Genomic DNA, 21,400 nt, shown 5'->3' with positions numbered 1-21,400 from the left:
CTTCCGGACGGGCCACCACCGGCAGGGCAGGGACAGGAGCGTCACCACAGATCGCCTCAGCTTCCTATCCCGCTGACCGCCGCGCGTCGAGAGCGTCACCGTCCAGACTGAGGGGCCAGCGGAAGGTCGGACAACGTCAGCCGTTGCGCGTCAATCACCGCGAGCTCGATCTCCCACACAGCCAGACCCACGAGCGTCAACAGGACTGACCGAGGACCGACGACAAGGGCAGCGTCATCCGTCGTCACTCCGGGTTGACCCAGCGCCCTCAGGGGTGGGCTGCTGGGCCGAGGTGCTTGGCTCACGCGCTCCATCGTGGAATTCGCCGGTGCGGTTCGCGGCTGTTCTCCAATGGACCACAAGCTCTCCGGCGGCAGTGAACTCGAAATCTTCGGGCGACAGTGTTTGTTCAGGCATCTACTGGCTCCCGCTCAATTGTGTTGCTCATGGCGGGCTTGGGTTCGATACGTAATGTTGCCTGGGCAACCACCTCGGGTCGCAGCACGAAGCGGTCGGCTCGTTCCTCGGACAGGCTGAGGAGCACCTCGTGGAGGCGCTTCATCGTCTTCTCAGTGGGCGAGTATTGACCCAGCCGCACGGGCAGCGACAGATAGGCGTTCTCGTCACTGATCGCCAGACGTCTATCGGTAAGCAGTGCGAGGGTATCTTCGATCACCGATAGCGTGATTCCCTCGTGGAGCGGTGCGACAGCCTCGTGGACTGCGCTCGCACTTCGATACGCATCGCAGGCCAGGAACACGTCTATCGTCAGGCTGTCATCAAGGATTGTTAGTGGTGAAACGGCCTCCGAGCGCAGGTCCCAGATGACCACCTTGCGGTCGGCAACGCTGTAGAAGAGGTCGCTGCCTGACTCATAGGAGATGCTCCAAGCCTTGCCTAACTCGATGACATCGGCGGCGTAGCTAGTGACATCTCGACCGTCGAGAAAGTCACAATCAAAGAAATATGCGAGATTGGCGACTGCCTCACGGTCAAGTGCATAAATGTAGTCGTAGGCCGGCACAGGACGGATGTTTGCGAGCCCGAACTGCTGAGCCTCTTCGAACAGTGGGCTGAAACGATTCAGAAGGACCGGGCGAACAGAGGTTGGCGGAGGGAGATGACTCAGCTTGCGCATCTTCTCCGCCATCCGCGCATAGTCCTCTGGTGATTCGTCCGGGAGGCCGTACAGGATGTTCCAAAAGACAGTGATGCCCACCTCTTTGCACCACTTTAGCAGTTGGATGTTCTGCAAGGCGCGGACGCCTTTTCGCATGAGGTCGAGGATATTGTCGTCGAGGCTCTCGATGCCTGGCTGCAGCGTCCGGATGCCAGCGTCTCGAAGCGCCTCCACCTGTGATCGGCGCAGATTGGCCTTGACTTCGTAAAACAGGTCGACTTTCTCGGAATTCCTGGCGAGCGCGGGGATCATGTCCTTGAAGTAAGCATAGTCAAGGATGTTGTCAACCACTGTGACGGAGAGACCAGGGTGCCGCTTAGTAAGCGACTCGAGCTCGCGTAGCGCGCGGTTGCTCGACTTGCTTCTGAAGCGCATTGTCGCCCCGTTGAGACCGCAGAAGGTGCAGTGGTGTTTTTGCCCCCACCAACAACCACGAGACGTCTCGAACAGAAGGCTTGGCTTTGAATCCCACTGGAAGTCCGCGCGGGAATACTGCTCAAAATAGTCGTTGTAGTCCAGCTCGGGAAGCTCATCCATCGTCTTGACACCGGACGCGACCGTAAGCTGGGCATTGGTAGCCAGCAGACTCAATGGCTTTCGGAGCCGAACGCCGGAGAGATCGGAGAGGTTGGAGAGCGGCTTAGCGCTACGGATCCGGCGGACGATCTCTGGAAATACAACCTCACCCTCACCCGACACTGCGGCGTCCACCCAGGGAAAATTCGTGAGGATCTGCTGACCCATGACACCTTCACAATTCGGGCCCCCGAAAATGATTGGCGTGTCGGGCAGGAGTTCTTTCACCGCGCGTGCCAGGGCCAGCGAGCCGAGGTTCTGATCGAACACGGTCGTGAAGCCCACAAGGTCGGGCGATAGCGACACGATCCGAGCGGCGCTTTCCTCGAGAAAGCCCGGCACCATGTCGCGGGCGCTCAATAGGTCGCGGATCAGCCCTTCCTTCAGGGCTCTGCTGCCGTCGGCGGCTTCCTCGGTCCAGGTCTCGCCGAGTCCTAGGATGTTGGTGATGTAATCCCTGGGAATAGCGTGGTCAGGAAATACGGCATCTGCGAACAGCCATTCACCAAGCAAGTTACAGGTCGAGTCGCCGTCAGTAATACGGGTATACAGTTCGGGGCCAATTCGCTTGGCGAAATCGATCGTGAGATAAAGGATTTCGACGCCCACTTCGGAATTGTCCGCAAGAACAGCGGATTTCAGCAGGCTGAGGCCCAGCGATGGCAGCAGGAGCGGACCGAACGGCGCTGAGACAAGCACGACGTCGGTGTGCTGACCTGATGACGATTGTCCCATACGGCCACGTCTCCCTAAATCTGGAACACTGTGACTGTGAAACGGCGCGTGCAGACTGACTGGGGCCTCATCTGATGGCCTGACGCGGTATTCCTTGACTTTGAAGGCGTTCCAGACCAATCTTCATTGTCTTCGGCAGTGTTTACACTAGGCCGACCCGCACTGCAGGCCAGTCCATCCAACAGTGTCATAGCGGAAGCGCCAGGTCAAGACATGCGTGGCGAGTGCTATGACAGGATATGCGCTTTGGAAAAGACTGCCTTAGTCGCGCCCGGCTCAGCCAGCGCCGTTGACTCGATTCGTCGCCACCTTGTCCGTGCACTACGGGTGGGCCGGTGAGAGCACTCGATGCGATCCGCATCAAGGTGCAGCCCCTGATGGCGACTCCACGCGTGGGAATGCCGGCCTGCCGCAGGCGGCCGCGCCTGCGGACTTAACGCCTTCTTCATCTGCTTGTGGCCGCGCGCCGCTGGGGTGAGGGCAAGTCACAGCTCAACTATCGTGACGCCACTTGTCCGGCAGCCCGACCAGCATTGGCACGGCCTCCTCGAACCTTTTCCGAGAAATGAAAGTCGAGTCGAGCATGAAGAGGAAGGAGCCATCGGCGGGAAAGATATCCACATAACACACGCTCGGGTCGAATTCCCGTTCCCCGATCCACTCGAACTGGAATTCGTTCGCGGCCGCGGCAGCCAGTTCTTTGGCACCACCCTGCTGACAGTTGATCAAGACTCGACGATCGGGGACGAATCCCTCCTCCGCCAGCGACGTAAGCATCGATGCCAAGTCGGCCGGGTTATACGCCCCGTACTCCTGAGCGCGTAGAAGTTGGCGGAACATAGTGGACAACGACTCCCGCACGCCACTGTGATCACTTGCGGGTGAATAGAGAGCGGGGGCGTCCTCAGCCATCGGTCCGACCGTGTGCGCCTGTTTTCTGGCCCTGCCACTGGTACGCAGCAGGAACGGCAACTGTCTCATTCCGGTGAGCCTGCACAGCGTTTCTGCCACGGCGGCGATCAGGACAGTCGGAGCCGAGACCCGGGCGGCCGCTGCCGCCCTGGTAGCCGCCGCCACCATTCCGGGCGCCTCCAATCGGCCCAGGAAGAAGCCGGCCTCCTCGCCCGCCCCGATGCCAACATAACGAGCCGGGAAGTGGGGCAGCTGGGACCGCCAATGTTCGAGCGATCGCCTGTTGTACGCGAGGCCGTCCTCGGACACCTCCCACGCGGAGCATTCGACGGGTTGCACCACCGCGCCAGGGGAACGGTCGAGCCCGGACAAGGCGGCCGTGAGCTGTTCGCAGACCAGCTCTGTCGAGTAGGCGTCGAGCAGCAGGTGCGACCACACCAAGTGCACCCGGACGACCTCGCCCCCCTCGGTCTCGAAGCCCACTCGAAGAAGCGGCGGCGATGTCACGTCGAAGGTCGACGGGTGGAACCCGGGCGGAATCTCGCCGGTCGGGAAGGACATGACGGGGACGGAAACGCTTTGCTGCACCAGCTGATGTACGGAATTGCTTTCAGTTATCTCAAAATGCGTCCGGAACGTCTCGTATGCCGATAGCACTTCGGCCAGCGTATTCGAGCAGGCATTCGGAGATCGCTGCTCCCTGGCAACCACGTCGACGGCTGCGTAAATATTTGTCCAACCCTCGTTCGGTCGGTGCGGTTCGAGCGCCCGCCAAATGTATTCCTGACCCCATGTGGCACTGGAGGGGCTGTGGCCCCTCCCGCTCAGCACAATTTCCAATTCAGTGCCCCTCACTACGGCGAGGACGAACAAGCCTTCCAGCGGGAATCCACGTACGGAGGTAGCTATCTTCCCCGGTGAGACATGCGCTCCGAAAACGAGTGCGAAGAGTGTCCGCTCGGCTTCCGGACGGCGGAAAATGACGCACTACGATTTATCATCCGCCTTCGGATCCGCTTGTCGTTTTTGGTCGGTCAGCACCGCCAGTGTACGAATTCTCCCTCCGTCGAAGAATTCCTCAAGGCCGAGTCGGACGCCAAGCCGCTCCTCGATGAGGTTTATCGCCTCGATCGCGATCGACGAATTGCCGCCTTGCTCCAGGAAATCGTCGTTAACCCCTACCCGCCGCTTGCCTAGTAACTCCGCAAATAGCACGGCAAGTTCGTTCTCAGTCGACGTCGTCGGTGGAAGGTACACGGACAGGCTGTCGGGCTCTTCGTCGATCCACCGTCGCAGCGCGAGGAGATCGACAGCGCCGTCTGCCGCTATCGGAAGCTGGCGCACGAGCAACACGCCGTCGGGCGCCTCTTCATCACCAAGCGTCTCCCAAGCAAATTCGCGGATCTCTGGCGCACTGGCGAAATCTCGAGGGACCACGACAGCCACCCGCCGCGCTGCCAGCGAATCCGCCTCCGGCAGGTCCACGATCGCCACTTCCCGGACGTCTGGATGCTGGGCTATAACCGGCTCTAGATCTGTGATGCGGGGTGACATGTAGTCCCTTCCTTGCGATCTACGTTGGGCTAGTGGGCGCGTCCGGCTGTGTGCTACTTAGCCGCCAGCGTTCCAGTTTACCCGCGGGGGACCTTGGCACCTCATCAACGATATCGATGCGTCGAGGCACTTTGTGCCCGGCCAAGCGACGCCGGCAGTGAATCAGCAAGCTCTCGATATCTGCGGCTTCCCCATCCTGGGTTGTCGCGTAGACACGCACCACACAGCCGAGGTCAGCATCGGGCATCGCTACCGCGACCGCATCTCTCACCCGAGGGTGTTCGAGGAGCACTGCCTCCACTTCGGCCGCATAAACGTTCTCTCCGCCGACATTGATCATATCGTCGCGACGTGGCACCAAGAACAGATAACCGTCCTCGTCCAACCAGCCATGATCACCAACGCTCTTGAACCCGTCCACGGTAGACTCGATGTGCCCCTCGCCCGCAGAGTGGCGGCTGTGGTAGCCGTGCGCTGAACGCATGAACACCCGCCCGACGGCTCGCGGCGGCATGCGCCTGCCCGCCTCATCGAGGATGCGGATCTGGGTGAATACTCCCTTGCCCACCGTGCCTGGCCGGATCAACCATTGATCACCCCGCACAGCAGCAACGCCGACCTGTTCGGTCGCGCCGTAGTACTCGTATAGCCGACTCGGACCCACCAGATCGATCCATGCCCGCTTAGTCATGTCGTCACATGCGGCGGCAGTGTGCACAACCGCGCGCACAGTGGCGAATGAAGTCGGTTTCGGGTCAGCCAGCTGGACAATGGCCCGCATGTAGGAGGGAGTCAGCTGAACCCATTCCACGGCCTGCTCCTGAATCAGCTGGATCGACCACTGTGGCGAGAAGACGGGTTGAAGGATCACAGTATTCGCATCCCATACGCCATCCAACAAGGTCAGGAACGGGCCAGCGTGATGCAACGGTCCGACTGCGAGCTGCCGTTGGCCGGACCGCCAGCCGAGTTGGCGGAGAAATGGCGAAGGCACCCGCGCTGCGTTGTAGCCGAAGGGGCCCGGGTGCGCCGTCACCTTGATGGTTCCAGAGCTTCCCCCGGTAGGAAGTAGGAACGAGCTGTGCCTATGTTCTCCTAGATCTGTGGCAGCGCCGGATCGCCTTGCCGGCTCCGCGCGGGGATACAGCGCAAGGTTGTCGTTAATCCCTAGGACCGGCCCGTGCTCGGCTGCGACGAGGTCGAGTAGGCGTTGGCGCTCTGCCTTGGGCGCCTTGGCGTTAAGTGGCAGTAGCGTCATCCCCGCGCAGAGCGTCGCTACGATGTGCAACACCGAGGCCGTGGTGTTCGCGGCGTCCACCGCGATGACGGGTGGCTGAGGGTCACCCCCTACCTGGGCCTGCATCGCATCTGAGATTCGGCCTACCTCTGTGGCGAACTCCAGCCAGCTGACCCGTTGAGGTGTCAGATCCGCGTCGAAGCCGATCAGAGCTGGGTCGCCTGGCCGGTTCCGCGCTATCTCCTCGATACGGTCGCGAGCGGTCAGATCCACAAGTGGCTCCTGAGAATTGCTGCAGACTTCACGCTCGCCGCCCAAGCACTAGTAGATCTTCGTTCTCGATGGGCGGTGGCCGCTGAGTCATGCGGCGAGACGGACGGCTGGCGTTGTGGTCGCGTGGGGCAGTGCAGAGCGTCCACCGTGATTACGGTACCGCCCGGGTCGCCAAACCGGTCGAGCAGCGGCCGGGACCGTTGGACCCACGCCCTGCTCTCACTGGCAGGCGTCTGGTCCAGAGACCTCAAGACGGGTACCTCACGACCGTGCCGGAGCGCTGGTCCTGCGCCATGTCGAACGATTGCCCACGTTAACGGCTCGACAGTCGAGAGCTTGCAAGGCCATAGTGGATTGCGCATCGATACCGGTTGCGATATCGAGGTGTATAATCTATACAATATTCCCTGGGGCGGGTTCTACCACATACGGCGGAAGCAACTCAACCGAGAGCAGTCGATCGAAAGCGATGTAGCGACGCGTCAAGCGATGCTCTATTCCCCCTTGATTTTCTAGTGGCGGCGGCGCCGAAGCGGCGCTAGCCGGTGCTATTTATAGTGGAGATATGATGCTTGTACAGACCTCACCGCTTGAGGCCGCCGGTTACCGACGGGATTCTACCGTATTTGTTCTGCCCGATGGCGAAGAGCTTTCTTATGCAACAGTGCGTCGTTTGTTGGAAGACTGGCTGCGGGTTTTCTCCTCCCCCGACAAAGTGCTCGTGGTGTGTCTGGGCGCGAATGTCTTGTCGACTGCGCTTGCGTACCTCGCGGCCTGGGAGGCCGGCCACGCGGTCGCTCTGCTTGATCCGGCGATCGACTCCGCCGCTCTGGACGGCTTCCTAACGGCGTACCAACCCGAGTTCGTCGTTGGCCCGGGTGCCCTGCCGGAGACAGATGTCGCCAACCGTTACGGGCTCGTGGGTCGGCCCGAGCCCGCCACCGCGATCTGGCGCGCGCACAGTCGGCCAGGCGCCGCCATTGATGCTGACCTCGCGCTCGTGCTACTCACCTCTGGGACGACCGGCGGTAGCAAGTCGGTCCGCCTGTCCCATGCAGGGGTGGTGAGCAACGCGCTTGCAATCGCCGAGACGCTTGATATCAAGCCGTCCGATCGCGCGGCGACCTCACTGCCACTGCACTATTCTTACGGGCTCTCGGTGCTCAACAGTCACCTAATCCGCGGCGCATCCGTGGCGCTTTCCGCGGATGCTCCGAGCAGCCAATCGTTCTGGCGACACTTTGCCCGTGACGGCTGCACAAGCTTTGCCGGCGTGCCGGCGACCTACGAGACGTTGGCCCGCCGTCTTCCCCAGATCGCGGGACTGCCGAGGATGCGGGTGATGACCCAGGCTGGCGGCCATCTGCGTGATGAGTTGGTCCGGTTGTACTCCGCCGCCCTAGATGGCGCCGGAGCTCGATTCTTTGTGATGTATGGCCAGACCGAGGCCACCGCGCGGATTGCCTGTCTGGACCCGCAGAGCGAGCCTGGCCGTATCGGCTCTGTCGGTACAGCCATACCAGGCGGCAGCATTGACATACGGGATGAGGTGGGGCTCCCTCAGCCTGACGGCATCGTGGGCCAGGTCTGGTACGAGGGGCCGAACGTCATGCACGGGTATGCGAGCACGCGCCAAGACTTGTCGCTGGGCGATCAGCTTGGCGGCCGCCTGGCCACCGGGGATCTGGGCTTTCTGCGGGACGGCTATTTGTATCTCGTTGGCCGGACTAAACGAATCAGCAAGATCATGGGAAAGCGGCTCGGGCTCGACGACCTGGAATTGCGCCTAGGCACGGTCAGTTCGACCGCCGCGGTTGATGGGGGTGACTGTGTTGTGTTATTCGCCGAATGCCCACCAAAGGAATACTATTCCTCCGTTCGGCGTTTGGCGGCTGACTTCGTGTTGCCATACTCCGCCTTCAGAGTCCATGAAGTAGCGGCCCTTCCCCGCCTCACCTCGGGCAAGATCGATTACCAGGCGCTAACTCGATAATCCATTCCACCACCCAAAAGGATACGACGCGTGAACGCCGACTCAGCGATGCGGGAGAACAACGACCCTAACTCTCGTGTCCCCATCGATGTGGTGGAATCAACTATCTGGTTCATAGTCGAGCAGACACTGAGGACCAGTGTCCGCCCCTGGGAAAATCTCCTCGAGATCGGCGCTACCTCCATCGACGCTCTGCGCATCATAGGGAGGGTCGCCGAGGAAACCGGCGTGAAGGTGGCGCTGGAACGATTCCTTCTGCGGCCGACCGTACAGGACCTCGCGCGGCTAGCCCGTGAGAAGCGGGGTGCTGGTGATGGCGGTTCCAGAAGTTGGGATGGCGACCTTTCGAGGCAGGTGCCGTTACTCCTTCCGTTCGGTCGGGTCAGCGTGATACTGAGTCTCTTGCCGCCGACCGCTCAGGCCGTGGTGTGTACCGTCGAGCCCCCGGACGTCCGGGAGGACTCCCCCCTGGTCTCGGTCTCAGACCTATTGGCGCAGTATCCAGCGCCCGTGCGCCGCTGGCTGTCCGAGAGCCCAGTAGTGGCTGCTTACTCTGTGGCGGCGGACCTCGCGATAGAGGCGGTTGCGCGCCGCGAGCGGCAAGGCCGACCGGTGCGGCGCCTCATCCTCGTGGACCCGGCGCTTCAACCGCACGTACGGTCGGCGCGGATGTCGCAGCTCCTGGAACTGTCTTCTGAGGACCTTCGCAACAATCCTGACTTGCTCAAGGTTCTGGACGACATCGACGAGTTCCGCCGTACTTCGGTGGACCGGAGGCGCGCGGACCAGTTGCCCGAGCTGCTGTCCGCACTGAAACCGCACGTCGAATTGTTTGCTCGGCTTGACGACAACTTCGAACTTCACGACAGCGAGCGCGCGCTGTTGTTCCGCGATTACGCATCATTTTTCAGATTGATGGTGGCGGCCTCGCAGCACGAGCCGCCGACGATCGATGCGCCTGTGACGGTCGTCGTGTCGAGTCAATACGAGCGGCAAGGCGGTGGACGAGTTCTGGAACAGTGTCGTTCCTTCTTCCACGGGCCGGTAGAGCTGCTCCGGGTGCCGGGAGACCATTTCACCGCGCTCCTTTCGCCTGAGCTCGCCGAACTATTCGCGAACGCGCTGGGCCAATCCCCTGGACTCGTGGAGAGTCCCGTTGAGCCACTCCGGCCCTCTTGGCTTCGGCCGTGACGAGCTATGGCCTTGGTATCACGACGGTTGCTTGCTCCTGCGCGCTTGGGCTTGATGCGGCGCCGCCGAATGCCGATGCAGGCTTATCCAGCACCAAGGCGATTGGAATAGCGATCGTGGCCGACGACACGACCAGCGTCCATCCGTGAAGGAGTTATCGCAAACCGCGGATCCCACTACGCACGCCGATACCGTAGATCCGCAGGGAAATGCGACGGCCGCACCGGGTTCGCCGTCGCCAGGCCGGGGGATGACCTGGCGCTTCGCTACGCGCCGTTTAGGCCGGCATCCACTAGCAATCACAGTTCTGGCGCTGACTTTATTCGGTGGTGTCGGGCTCAGCCTGTTGTCACCGTTGCTGATTCGGCAGTACATCGATCAGGAGATGACTCGATCCGCCCCGCCCGTGGCGTCCGCGGCGATACTGGTGAGCGGGTACCTGCTCGTCAGTCTGGTGGTTCAGCTGGCCGCCGTCGGCGAAGCGGCAGTGGCTGAGCGCCTGGCGCGGACGGTCATGGACCAGGTTCGCGTCGACGTCACCCAGCACTGTCTGACGCTAGGCATGGACTTTCACAACGCCACCCGCCCCGGTGACATGGTGGAGAGGATCGAAGGCGACGTCAATTTGCTGGCGAACTTCTTGTCCCGATTCGTGATGATGGTGGTAGGGCAAGTGTTGCTGCTGGCTGGGTTGATCGTCGCGCTCCTCTTGGTCGACTGGCGGATCGGTGTCAGCATCGGTGTCCTCACCGTCCTCGTCACGCTGGCGCTGCGCCGGCTCGCCCGGCTGGGTCGGACGTCGTTCAACCGTTTCCGCCAGGCATCCGCTGGCCTAAGCGGCTTTCTCGAGGAGGCACTGACCGCCGCGCCCGACGTTCAGGGCGTGGGTGGCCTGGCGTACACGCGACAGCGACTGTCCGGCGCCACCCGGGAAGTCTTTCGCGCAGAGCAGTCGGCCGGCATCTGGGGCATCATCGCGCTGTGGGCCGCGGCCTCCTTCGCCGCCTGGTCGGGCACCGCGGTGGCGTTGCTCTGGTCGACACATCTCTATTCCGTTGGTGCGATGACCATCGGCACGGTCTTCCTGGTCTTTCTCTACACCCAGCAAATGATGCAGCCGTTGGACCAGATGGCCTATCAAGTTCAGGACTACCAGGCGGCCGCTTCCTGCGTAGGGCGGCTGCAGCAGCTCCTGGACCTTCCGGGCACGACGCCGATGGGCGACCGACGACCCTTTCCGCCGGGGCCCGTACGCATCGAACTTCGCCGAATGAGCTTCCGTTATTCCCCGGAGTTGCCCGCCGCGCTCCGCGACATCGACATCGTGTTGCCCGCCGGGGACACCCTCGGAGTTGTGGGCCGCACCGGCAGCGGCAAGAGCACGCTCGTGCGGCTGCTGGCCGCCCTGTACGCGCCGACCGGCGGCACGATCCTGCTGAACGACGTGGATATCGCCGCCATCGACCGTCCCGGCATCCGGGAGCGAGTGGTCGTGATCCCGCAGGAAGTGCAGCTGTTCAAGACGACGCTGCGGAACAACGTCACCATCTTCGACCAGTCCCGGTCCGATGCGGAGGTGCGTCGCGCATTCGAGGAACTCGGAATGAGCGGCTGGCTGGAACGGTTACCCGCCGGATTCGACACGGTGTTAGTGCCAGGCGGCTCCGGCCTGTCCGCCGGCGAGGAGCAGCTCGTCTCATTCGTCCGGGCGTTCCTGAGCGACCCGGCCGTGGTCCTGCTGGACGAGGCGTCATCGCGTCTGGATCCCGCCACGGAGCAATTGGTCAGGCAAGCCATGACCAAGCTGTTGACCGGCCGGACCGGGGTCGTGGTCGCGCATCGACTGTCGACTATCACCGAAGCCGACTGGATCCTCCTTCTGGAGGACGGGCAGGTCGCCGAGTATGGCCGGCGCCTCGACCTCGTCGCGAATCCTCGGTCGAGGTTCAGCCGACTGCTAGCTCACGGTGTGAACGACCTTGAGGCCACACCGGGCGGCGAGCGGTCATGCTGACCCGGGACCGCGCGAGGCGGCTGCCTCTCGTGCTGCTGCGGCAGCACCGCTGGGCGTTCCTCGCAGACGCCGCCATCGGAGCGGCGTTCTTCCTCGTAGGCATAATACCGGGCCTCATCGCCAAACAGGTCCTCGACCGCCTAGCAGCGCCCGAGGGCGAAACCCTCGCCATCTGGCTGATCGTGGCCTTGATGCTTGTCAAAGCCGTTCACGTTGGTCTCGGCATCGGGTGGATGGCCGCCGACACCGCCCTCCGCGGTGTCCTGCTGGCACTGCTGCGGCAAAACCTGTTCGACCGGATAATGTCGCTGCCGGCGGCACGCGCGCTGCCCACGCCGGTCGGCGATGCGCTGAACCGGTTCATGGAAGATGTGCGTGAGGTCGTGGAGGCGCTGTGCAAGCGCGGCGGCCTGACGAATCTGACCTCGTCGTTGTCGTTCACGACGGTGGCGGTCGCGGTGATGGTGCATATCAACCTACGAGTGACCGTGCTCGTACTGCTGCCAGTACTCGGCGTCATACTGATCAGCTACAGCGCCGGGCAGCGCATCAACCGGTTTCGGAGGCGCAGCAGGCAGGCAGCCGGTGAGGTGTCGGGTTTCCTACAGGAAATCTTCGCCAATATTCAGCTGATCAAGCTTAGCGGAGCACAAAGTCATGTGATCGCGCGGCTGGTCCAGCACAACAGGGTGCGGCGCCAGGCCGCCGTCCGCGACAACGTCTTCGTCGCAGTCCTGCACTCCTCATCGGCTTTCGTCCTGGCTCTTGGCGTCGGCCTCATCCTCCTCGTCTCAACCGACGACTTCCGCCAGGGCGATTTCACGGTGGGTGACCTCGCGCTGTTCACCTACCTGCTGCAGGAGGTGGGGATTGGCGTCGTCGTGCTCGGCGACTTCCTACGACAATGGCGGCAGGCCAGGGTTTCCGCCGAGCGATTGGCCGCGTTGCAGCAAGGCGAGCACATCGCAGAGCTGGGTCGGCGCCGCCCGCTGTACCTGCGCGGCGGGCCTCCCGAGGCAACGGCGGACAAACATCCGGGCTCCTCCGCGGATGAGCTGCGGCAGCTCGAGATACGCGGCTTGTCCTACCGGTACGGACCGGACGGGTTCGCGCTGCGGGACGTCGACCTGGCGCTCGTCCGGGGCTCGATGACGGTCATCACCGGCCAAGTCGGATCTGGCAAGAGCACCCTCGTCCAGTGTCTGCTGGGAATGCTGCCGGCCGACGCCGGGACGGTGTACTGGAACGGCGAACCGATTGCTGATCCCGCCAGCTTCCTGAAACCCCCGCGGTGCGCCTATCTGCCGCAGAACCCGCAATTTTTCAGTGACACCGTCCGGCAGAACATCCTGCTCGGTCTCCCCAGCGACGGCGATATCGAGCGCGATGCGGCCTACCGGGCGGTCTTCGAGCAAGACCTCGCGGCGATGCCCGAGGGTTTCGACACGGCGGTGGGACCTCGTGGCTACCTGCTCTCGGGCGGGCAACGTCACCGCCTGGCCGCGGCGCGGATGCTAGCCCGCGAAGCTGACCTGTTGGTCATCGACGACGTGTCCGCCGCCTTGGACGTGCAGACCGAGACGGTGTTGTGGGACCGGTTGATCACCAGTGCTCAGGCGTCGGGTCAGACTCTCCTGATCGTCACGAACAAGCTTCCGACTCTCATGCGAGCCGACATCGTGGTGATGCTGGAGGCGGGGCAGGTGGTGGGGACGGGTGAGTTCCTGCCTCTGCTCGTCGATTGCCCTCCCCTGCGCCAGCTCCATCCCGAGCTGCGCTCAGGCGATGCGTTGCCATGACGTCGCCGCTGTCGCCATTTTGGCTCTTCGAAGTTGAGAGCGGGATTCGCAGCTCATCGGTGATCATCTGAGTCGCTCGTGTCGTGAGTCGTTGATGCGGATGCAGGAGCGCCCATGGGGCGTGATCCTCGCTGCTACCTCGAACGAAGCGCCTGCCCGAGATCGACGAGCGCTGTCCGCGGCAAGAATGCGTAGGAGGGCGAGCGGGGACGTCGGCCTGCCTGCCCGCTAGGGCTCCAGGAAGGGGCGAACACGGTCCTTGGGGCGGCCGATGATGGCGCGCTCGCCCTTGATCAGCACCGGGCGCTGCATCAGGCGCGGATGCTCGACAAGAAGGTCGGCCACCGCCTCGGGCGTGACGAAGTCATCGGCGTCGAGGCCGAGCTGAGCGAAGTGAGGGTCCTTGCGAACCAGGTCCGCCGGCGGATCCTCTAACTTGCCGATCAGGGCCAACAGCGCGGCGCGGTCGAGTGGCGTCTTGAGGTAGTGCACGACCTCGGCGGCGGTTGCGGTGTTGTCGGCTTCGGCCAACGCATGTTTCGACGTCGAGCAGGCGGTGTTGTGCAAGATCGTGACGTCGGCCATGCCCAGCAGCGTACTGGGCTGGCAGGCCTGCCGAATATGTCTTGCGGACCGATAGCCCTTTGCTTCGGTGGGTCAGTCCGCGCCGAAGCGCACAGCATGATGTCGGGATCCACTACGTTGTGCGCCGCCAGGGACTCGAACCCCGAACCCGCTGATTAAGAGTCAGCTGCTCTGCCAGTTGAGCTAGCGGCGCCTACAACATCGTGCCCCCTGGCCGGTGGGCACGAGAGAGAACCTTAGCAGAGCCCGTTGGACCGCTCGAAATCCGGCGGCGACCCTGCCCAGGCACCCCAGCGACCTCACGTTGACCGGTCCGACCCCCTGTGGTTGGGTGGGCGGCAACGACGACAGTGAAGGAAGTCCGGTGCGAATCCGGCGCGGTCCCGCCACTGTCACCGATGAGCGGACCCCGCTACATCACGGCCTCGCGGCTGGAAGATGGGGCGAGCGCGCTGGGCCGTAGGCCTGGCAGATTCGGGAGCCAGGATACTTCGGTCGTCGGCAGTAGCCCCAGGGCGTGGACACCCGACGGAGGTTTGAATGACGCCAGCCCGAGCCATCCGACAACGCGCGCTCTCACCCTAGATGTCCCGATTTCCGGTCGCAGTCGGCCTGGTCCTCGGCGTGCTGGCCGATGAGCTGCTCGGCGACCCCCGGGGCGGGCATCCGGTGGCCGGCTTCGGCGCCGCCGCCGCCGCCCTGGAGCGCAGGATCTACCGCGACGACCGCCTCGCCGGCGCGACCTACGCGCTGGCCTGCGTGCTGCCGGTGACCGCCGCCGCGGCCCTGGTCGAGCGGCGCGCCGCCCAGCACCCCACCGCCAGGACCGTCGCCATCGCCGCCGCCACCTGGACCGTGATCGGCGGCCGCAGCCTGCGCCGGATCGCCGCTGACCTGGCCACCGCGCTGAACCGCGACGACACCGAAGCCGCCCGGGCCCTGATCCCCAGCCTGTGCGGCCGTGACCCCGCGCAGCTGGACAGCAAGGGCCTGGCCCGAGCCACCGTCGAGTCGGTCGCCGAGAACACCTCCGACTCGGTCACCGCGCCGCTGTTCTGGGGCGCCGTCGCCGGCCTGCCCGGCCTGCTCGGCTACCGCGCCGTCAACACCCTGGACGCCATGGTCGGGCACCGCTCGCCCCGCTACGCCCGGTTCGGCACCGCCGCTGCCCGGCTGGACGACCTCGCCAACCTCTTACCCTCACGACTCACCGCCGCGCTGACCGTCGCGCTGGCCGGCCAGGTCGGCGGCTCACCCGCCCGGGCCTACCGCGCTTGGAACCGTGACGCGGGCGGCCACCCCAGCCCCAACGCCGGCCAGTGCGAGGCCGCGGCGGCCGGCGCGCTCGGGCTGGCCCTCGGCGGCCCGACCAGCTACCCCAGCCACACCGAGCACCGTCCGCTCCTCGGCGCCGGCCGGGCGCCGGAACCGCACGACATCCCGCGAGCGACGAAACTCAGCCACCTGACCCAGTACGCCACCCTGGCGGTGCTGGTCACCGCGCTGCTCCTGCGCGACAGAGCCACCTGCAAAGGCAGGCCGGCGTGAAGGGCTCGCTGCTGGTCGCCGGAGCCAGTTCGGACGCGGGCAAGAGCCTGCTCACCGCCGGCCTGTGCCGGTTGCTGGCCCGGCGCGGCGTCTCGGTGGCCCCGTTCAAGGCCCAGAACATGTCCAACAACTCCGCTGTCGCGGCCGACGGCGGCGAGATCGGCCGCGCCCAGGCGCTGCAAGCCGAGGCCTGCGGCATCGAGGCCAGCGTGCTGATGAACCCGGTGCTGCTCAAGCCGGGCAGCGACCGGCGCTCGCACGTGCTGCTGCACGGCCGCCCCTACGCCGAGGCCAGCGCGCTGGACTACCGGCAGTTCAAGTCCGCGCTGCGCAAGGAGGTGCTGGCCAGCTATGACGAGCTGCGCCAGCGCTATGACGTGGTGATCTGCGAGGGCGCCGGCAGCCCGGCCGAGGTCAACCTGCGCGAGAGCGACCTGGCCAACATGTGGCTGGCCGACCAGCGCGAGCTGCCCACCCTGGTGGTCGGCGACATCGACCGGGGCGGCGTGTTCGCCGCGCTCTACGGCACCGTGGCGCTGCTCAGCGAGCGCGACCAGTCCCTGATCGCCGGCTTCGTGGTGAACAAGTTCCGCGGCGACGACCGGCTGCTGGCGCCGGGGCTGGACATGTTGAAGCAGCTGACCGGGCGTCCGGTGTTCGGGGTGCTGCCGTGGCTGCCCGACCTGCGGTTGGACGCCGAGGACTCCCTGTCCACCCCGCCGGCCCTGGATGGCGGCCCGCCGACCGGCGCCGACCGGCTGACGGTGGCCGCGATCAGGCTGCCCCGGACCTCGAACTCCACCGACGTGGACGCGCTCGGCGCCGAGCCGGGCGTGACGGTGCGCTGGACCGCCTCGCCGACCGAGGTCGCCGCCGCCGACCTGGCGGTGCTGCCGGGCAGCCGGGCCACCGTCGCCGACCTGGCCTGGCTGCGCGAGCAGGGCCTGGCCGCCGCGCTGGCCGAGCGCGCCGGGCAGGGCGCTCCGGTGCTCGGCATCTGCGGCGGCTACCAGATGCTGGCCCGGGCCATCGTCGATGACGTCGAGTCCGGCGCGGGCACGGTGCCGGGGCTCGGGCTGCTGCCGGTGACGGTGCGCTTTCAGCAGGACAAGATCCTCGGCCGGCCCACCGGCGAGGCGTTCGGGGCGGCTGTCAGCACCGGCTACGAGATCCATCACGGCCGCACCACGCTGCTGCCGGACGGCGACAACCGGGGCGGTGACGACCCAAGCAACGCCGACCCAAGCAATGCCGAGCCGTGCGAACCCTTCTTGGACGGCTACCGGGTGGGCTCGGTCTGGGGCACCATGTGGCACGGCGCCTTCGACAGCGACGAGTTCCGCCGCCGGTTCCTCACCAGGATCGCCGCCGTCACCGGCCGCGACTTCACCGCCGCGCCGGACACCGAGATCGCCGCCGGCCGGGCCCGCCAGCTGGACCGGCTGGCCGACGCCGTCGAGGCCGGCCTGGACATCGAGGCGTTGACCGACCTGATCACCGCCGGTCCGCCGTCCGGCCTGCCGTTTCTGCCCCCAGGAGCACCGAAGCCATGACAATCACTTCTGGCGACACTCCTGACGCCACGACCATCACCGGCAAGACTTCCGACGCCACGACCATCACCGACAAGACTTCCGACGCCAAGACGATCAACGACAAGGGCTATATGAACAAGGGCTATCTGGACACCGGCTACCCGTTCTCGGCGGTGCTGGGCGCGGAGGAGATGCGGCTGGCGCTGCTGCTCAACGCGGTGTCACCGGCCATCGGCGGCGTGCTGGTGCGCGGCGAGAAGGGCACCGCCAAGTCGACGGCGGTCCGCGGCCTGGCCGCGCTGCTGCCAGCCATCGACGTGGTCGCCGGCTGCCGGTTCGGCTGCGACCCGGCCGCGCCGGAACCGCACTGCCCGGACGGCCCGCACACCGCCGACCCGCACACCGCCGACCCGCAGGCCGCCGACCCGCACGCCGCCGTCGAATCCGTCACGGTGCCGGCCCGGCTGGTGGAGCTGCCGGTCGGCGCGTCCGAGGACCGGGTGGTCGGCTCGCTGGACCTGGAACGGGCGCTGGCGCACGGCGTCCGGGCCTTCGAGCCGGGACTGCTGGCCACCGCGCACCGGGGCATCCTCTACGTCGACGAGGTCAACCTGCTGGCCGACCACCTGGTGGACGTGCTGCTCGACGCCGCGGCGATGGGCCGCAACCACGTCGAGCGAGACGCCGTCTCGGTCAGCCATCCGGCCCGGTTCGTCCTTATCGGATCGATGAATCCGGAGGAGGGCGAGCTGCGGCCACAGCTGCTGGACCGGTTCGGCCTGACGGTCGACGTCTCGGCCAGCCGCGATCCCGCGGTCCGGGTCGACGTGGTCCGTCGCCGGCTGGACGCCGACGCCGACCCGGCCGGCTTCGCGCGGCGATGGGCGAAAGCCGAGGCCGAGCTGGCAGCCCAGATCGTCGCGGCCCGCAAGCTGCTGCCCGACGTGGTGCTCGGCGACGCGGCGTTGCGCCAGATCGCCGAGGTGTGCGCGGCCTTCGACGTCGACGGGATGCGCGCCGACATCGTCACCGCCCGGACCGCCGCCGCGCACGCCGCCTGGCACGGCCGCACCGAGGTTCTCGAAGCCGACGTCCGGGCCGCTGCGCTGCTGGCACTGCCGCACCGCCGCCGGCGCAACCCCTTCGACCAGCCCGGCATGGACGCCGACGCCCTGGACGAGGCGCTGGAACGCGCCCGCGACACCGAGCCGGAACCGCCGGAGCCCGATCCCGGTCCGGACGGCGGCGCGCCACCCGAAGATCCCGACGCGGCGCAGGACGGCAGCGCGGACGCGCGGAACAGCCCGCCAGCACAGGACCATCAGGAACCGCAAGGCAGTCCGGAACCGCAAGGCAGTCCGGAACCGCAGCGAACCGCCGGAGAGCGGGCCGAGGCGCCGGACACCGACCAGCAGGCCGGCAACGCAGGACAGGCGAGCACCGCCGCCACCGGCAAGGCCGGCCGGGCGAAGGTGTTGCGCGGCAGTGGCGGGTCACTGGCCACCCCCGGCCGCCGGGCCGCCGCCCGCACCGGCCGTGGCCGGACCGTGCGCGCCCTGCCGCCCGGCAGCCAGGCAGGCCCGATCCACCTGCGGGCGACGGTGGCCGCCGCCGCCCCGCACCAGAAGGATCGGGGTCGCAGCTCCTATGACGGCGGCCCGCTCAGGCTGACCGGCCAGGACCTCAGGCGCGCCGACCAGCGCGGCAAGGAGGGCAACCTGGTGCTGTTCGTGGTCGACGCCAGCGCGTCAATGGCGGCCCGAGCGCGGATGAGCGAGGTGAAGGCGGCGATTCTGTCGCTGCTGCTGGATGCCTACCAGCGCCGTGACAAGGTCGGCCTGATCACCTTTCGAGACAAGGGCGCCGAGCTGGTGCTGCCGCCGACCGGGTCGGTGTCCCACGCTGCCCGGCGGCTGGATGACTTGGCCACCGGCGGGCGCACCCCGCTGGCGGCCGGCGTGGCCAAGGCGGCGCAGGTGGTGCGCACCGAGTTGCTGCGCGATCCGCTGCGCCGGCCGCTGATCGTGCTGATCACCGACGGCCGGGCCGACACCCGGGCCGCGGCCCGCGCCGGAGCCGGCTTGCACAATCACGACATGGTCGTCATCGATTGCGAGCGAGGACTGGTCCGCCTCGGCCTGGCGCAACGGCTGGCCTATGACCTGCACGCGCAGTACCTGCCGCTGGCCGAGGTCACCAGCGAACCGCTCACCACTCTCGTCAACGATTGGCAGGCCGCCTGATGCCGCAAGGGAAACCCGAATCCGTTCCGCAGGACGGCCTGACCACCCGGCAGCGGCGCAACCGGCCGCTGACCATGGTGCACACCGGGTCGATGAAGGGTAAGTCGACCGCCGCGTTCGGGATGGCGCTGCGGGCCTGGAACGCCGGCATGAGCGTCGGGGTGTTCCAATTCGTCAAGAGCGCCAAGTGGCGGGTCGGCGAGGAGTCGGCTTTCGCCGCGCTGAACGCCGTCCACCAGAGCACCGGTCAGGGCGCGCCGGTGGCCTGGCACAAGATGGGGGAGGGCTGGTCCTGGATCCAGCGCCCCGGCACCGAGGCCGACCACGCCGCCGACGCCCAGGAGGGCTGGCGTCAGATCCAGCGGGACCTGGCCGCCGAGAGCTACCGGTTCTACGTCCTGGATGAGTTCACCTACCCGATGAAGTGGGGCTGGGTGGACCCCGACGAGGTGGTGGCCACCCTGGCGGCCCGGCCCGGCTCGCAGCACGTGGTGATCACCGGCCGCGACGCCGCGCCGGCGCTGCTCGACTACGCCGACCTGGTGACCGAGATGACGAAGGTGAAGCATCCGATGGACGCCGGCCAGAAGGGGCAGCGGGGTATCGAGTGGTGAGCCAGCCACTGAACTTGCCCCGGCTGGTGATCGCCGCTCCGGCCAGTGGCACCGGCAAGACCATGGTGGCCACCGGGCTGCTGGCCGCCTTCCGCAGGCAGGGGCTGGAGGTCAGCTGCCACAAGATCGGCCCGGACTACATCGATCCCGGCTACCACTCCCTGGCCGCCGGCCGGGTGGGACGCAACCTGGACGCCTGGCTGGTCGGTGAGGACCGGATAGCGCCGTTGCTCAGGCATGGGGCGATGACCCCGCGGCCGGCCGACATCGCCGTGATCGAGGGCGTGATGGGACTGCACGACGGCGCGGTCGGCCGGGGCGGTTTCGCCTCCACCGCCCACATCGCCCGGCTCACCGGCTCGCCGGTGCTGCTGGTGCTCGACACCACCGCGCAGGGCCGGTCCGCGGCGGCCCTGGTGCTCGGAATGCAGTTGTTCGACAAGGGCATCCGGATCGCCGGGGTGATCCTGAACCGGGTCGGCAGTGACCGGCACGAGCTGCTGCTGCGCCAGGCTCTGGAGGAGGTCGGGGTGCCGGTGGTGGGCTCGATCGGCCGGTCGGCGGCGGTGGTCACCCCGTCCCGGCACCTGGGCCTGATCCCGGCCGCCGAACGGCACGACGAAGCGCAGCGGACGGTGACCGCGCTGGCCGAGTTGATCGAGGTGAGCCTGGACCTGGCGGCGGTGCGGGCCATCGCCGAGTCGGCGCCGGAGCTGACCGCGCCCGCCTGGGACCCGGTCGCCGAGGTCGAGCGGGTCGGCGACGGGGTGCCGATCGCGGTGGCCGCCGGGCCCGCTTTCACCTTCAGCTACGCCGAGACCACCGAGTTGCTGACCGCGGCCGGCGCCGAGGTGCTGCCCTTCGACCCGACCCGCGACGCCGCGCTGCCCAGCGGCAGCCGGGGCGTGGTGATCGGCGGCGGTTTTCCGCAGGTGCACGCCGAGGCGCTGTCGGACAACGCCGGCCTGCGCGCCGACCTGGCCGCCTTCGACGGGCCGATCGCCGCTGAGTGCGCCGGCCTGCTGTACCTGGCTGCCGAGCTGGACGGCAAGCCGATGGTGGGCCGGATCCAGGCCCGGGCCCGGATGACCGCCAAGCTGACACTGGGCTACCGGGAGGCGGTGGCCGAGGCCGACTCGGCCGTGGCCCGGGCCGGCGAGCGGGTGCACGGCCACGAGTTCCACCGCACCGTCACCGACCCGGCGCACGGCGAGGTGGCCGCCTGGCGCTACGCCGGTGACCAGGGCGGCGCCCGGCAGGGTTTCAGCTCGGCCGGCGTTCACGCCTCCTACCTGCACACCCATTGGGCCGGCCAGCCTTCAGCCGCCCAGCGCTTCGTCGAGGCCTGCCGGTGAAGGGCTCAGACCGTGAAGGGCCTCAGACCGTGAAGGGCCTCAGACCGTGAAGGCCG

General features: G+C 66.3%; 14 protein-coding genes, 1 tRNA gene and 1 riboswitch. Of the genes, 9 read left to right on the top strand and 6 right to left on the bottom strand.

Translation table 11 applies throughout. The annotated features are described in order from the left end of the window. Positions 1 to 409: 409 nt before the first annotated feature. The 4 genes from VF557_09780 to VF557_09765 form a co-directional block, all read right to left on the bottom strand. Complete coding sequence (locus VF557_09780; GenBank protein ID HEX8080484.1) at positions 410 to 2,491, bottom strand: RiPP maturation radical SAM C-methyltransferase; 2,082 nt, start codon at positions 2,489 to 2,491, stop codon at positions 410 to 412. A gap of 492 nt (positions 2,492 to 2,983) precedes the next feature. After that, on the bottom strand, positions 2,984 to 4,114 hold the full coding sequence (locus VF557_09775) for a condensation domain-containing protein (protein ID HEX8080483.1): 1,131 nt from the start codon (positions 4,112 to 4,114) through the stop codon (positions 2,984 to 2,986). A gap of 276 nt (positions 4,115 to 4,390) precedes the next feature. After that, entirely contained in the window at positions 4,391 to 4,957 is a 567-nt protein-coding gene (locus VF557_09770) for a phosphopantetheine-binding protein (protein HEX8080482.1), read from the bottom strand. A 19-nt stretch (positions 4,958 to 4,976) separates the two neighbouring features. After that, positions 4,977 to 6,467 carry an AMP-binding protein gene (locus VF557_09765; protein ID HEX8080481.1) on the bottom strand — a complete coding sequence of 497 codons (1,491 nt, stop codon included), beginning with the start codon at positions 6,465 to 6,467 and terminating at the stop codon, positions 4,977 to 4,979. A gap of 565 nt (positions 6,468 to 7,032) precedes the next feature. Here VF557_09765 and VF557_09760 point away from each other — a divergent pair. From VF557_09760 to VF557_09745, 4 genes are all read left to right on the top strand, one after another. Next, entirely contained in the window at positions 7,033 to 8,460 is a 1,428-nt protein-coding gene (locus tag VF557_09760) for an AMP-binding protein (GenBank protein HEX8080480.1), read from the top strand. A 30-nt stretch (positions 8,461 to 8,490) separates the two neighbouring features. Next, positions 8,491 to 9,651 (top strand): thioesterase domain-containing protein, encoded by a 1,161-nt coding sequence (locus VF557_09755; GenBank protein ID HEX8080479.1) that lies wholly within the window; start codon positions 8,491 to 8,493, stop codon positions 9,649 to 9,651. Positions 9,652 to 9,901: 250 nt separating this feature from the next. Continuing rightward, entirely contained in the window at positions 9,902 to 11,665 is a 1,764-nt protein-coding gene (locus tag VF557_09750) for an ABC transporter ATP-binding protein (protein HEX8080478.1), read from the top strand. Continuing rightward, positions 11,659 to 13,464 (top strand): ABC transporter ATP-binding protein, encoded by a 1,806-nt coding sequence (locus tag VF557_09745; GenBank protein ID HEX8080477.1) that lies wholly within the window; start codon positions 11,659 to 11,661, stop codon positions 13,462 to 13,464. Before VF557_09750 ends, VF557_09745 begins: the two co-directional genes overlap by 7 nt. Before the next feature lie 228 nt (positions 13,465 to 13,692). Here VF557_09745 and VF557_09740 read toward each other — a convergent pair whose 3' ends face one another. Next, positions 13,693 to 14,049, bottom strand: a complete 357-nt coding sequence (locus tag VF557_09740) for an ArsC/Spx/MgsR family protein (protein HEX8080476.1) — start codon at positions 14,047 to 14,049, stop codon at positions 13,693 to 13,695. Positions 14,050 to 14,169: 120 nt separating this feature from the next. Continuing rightward, positions 14,170 to 14,242, bottom strand: a tRNA-Lys gene (locus tag VF557_09735). Positions 14,243 to 14,402: 160 nt separating this feature from the next. Next, positions 14,403 to 14,541, top strand: a riboswitch (cobalamin riboswitch). A gap of 93 nt (positions 14,542 to 14,634) precedes the next feature. On the opposite strand from VF557_09735, the gene VF557_09730 reads away from it, so the two are divergent. The 5 genes from VF557_09730 to VF557_09710 are packed head-to-tail and all read left to right on the top strand — an operon-like array spanning position 14,635 to position 21,344. Then, complete coding sequence (locus tag VF557_09730; protein ID HEX8080475.1) at positions 14,635 to 15,597, top strand: cobalamin biosynthesis protein; 963 nt, start codon at positions 14,635 to 14,637, stop codon at positions 15,595 to 15,597. Then, entirely contained in the window at positions 15,594 to 17,150 is a 1,557-nt protein-coding gene (locus tag VF557_09725) for a cobyric acid synthase (GenBank protein ID HEX8080474.1), read from the top strand. Before VF557_09730 ends, VF557_09725 begins: the two co-directional genes overlap by 4 nt. Further along, positions 17,147 to 19,375: a magnesium chelatase subunit D family protein gene (locus VF557_09720; GenBank protein HEX8080473.1), complete on the top strand. Its 2,229-nt coding sequence runs from the start codon at positions 17,147 to 17,149 to the stop codon at positions 19,373 to 19,375. Before VF557_09725 ends, VF557_09720 begins: the two co-directional genes overlap by 4 nt. Then, positions 19,375 to 19,989, top strand: a complete 615-nt coding sequence (gene cobO / locus VF557_09715; GenBank protein HEX8080472.1) for a cob(I)yrinic acid a,c-diamide adenosyltransferase — start codon at positions 19,375 to 19,377, stop codon at positions 19,987 to 19,989. The genes VF557_09720 and cobO overlap by 1 nt, the downstream gene beginning before the upstream one ends. Next, a complete protein-coding gene (locus VF557_09710) occupies positions 19,986 to 21,344 on the top strand; it encodes a cobyrinate a,c-diamide synthase (GenBank protein ID HEX8080471.1) in 1,359 nt (452 codons plus the stop codon). The genes cobO and VF557_09710 overlap by 4 nt, the downstream gene beginning before the upstream one ends. Positions 21,345 to 21,400: the final 56 nt, after the last annotated feature.

Origin of the sequence: Jatrophihabitans sp. (assembly GCA_036389035.1) — a bacterium.
Lineage (GTDB): Bacteria > Actinomycetota > Actinomycetes > Mycobacteriales > Jatrophihabitantaceae > Jatrophihabitans_A.
The sequence above is the reverse complement of the archived record's forward strand: the minus strand, read 5'-3'. Positions and strand labels throughout refer to the sequence as shown.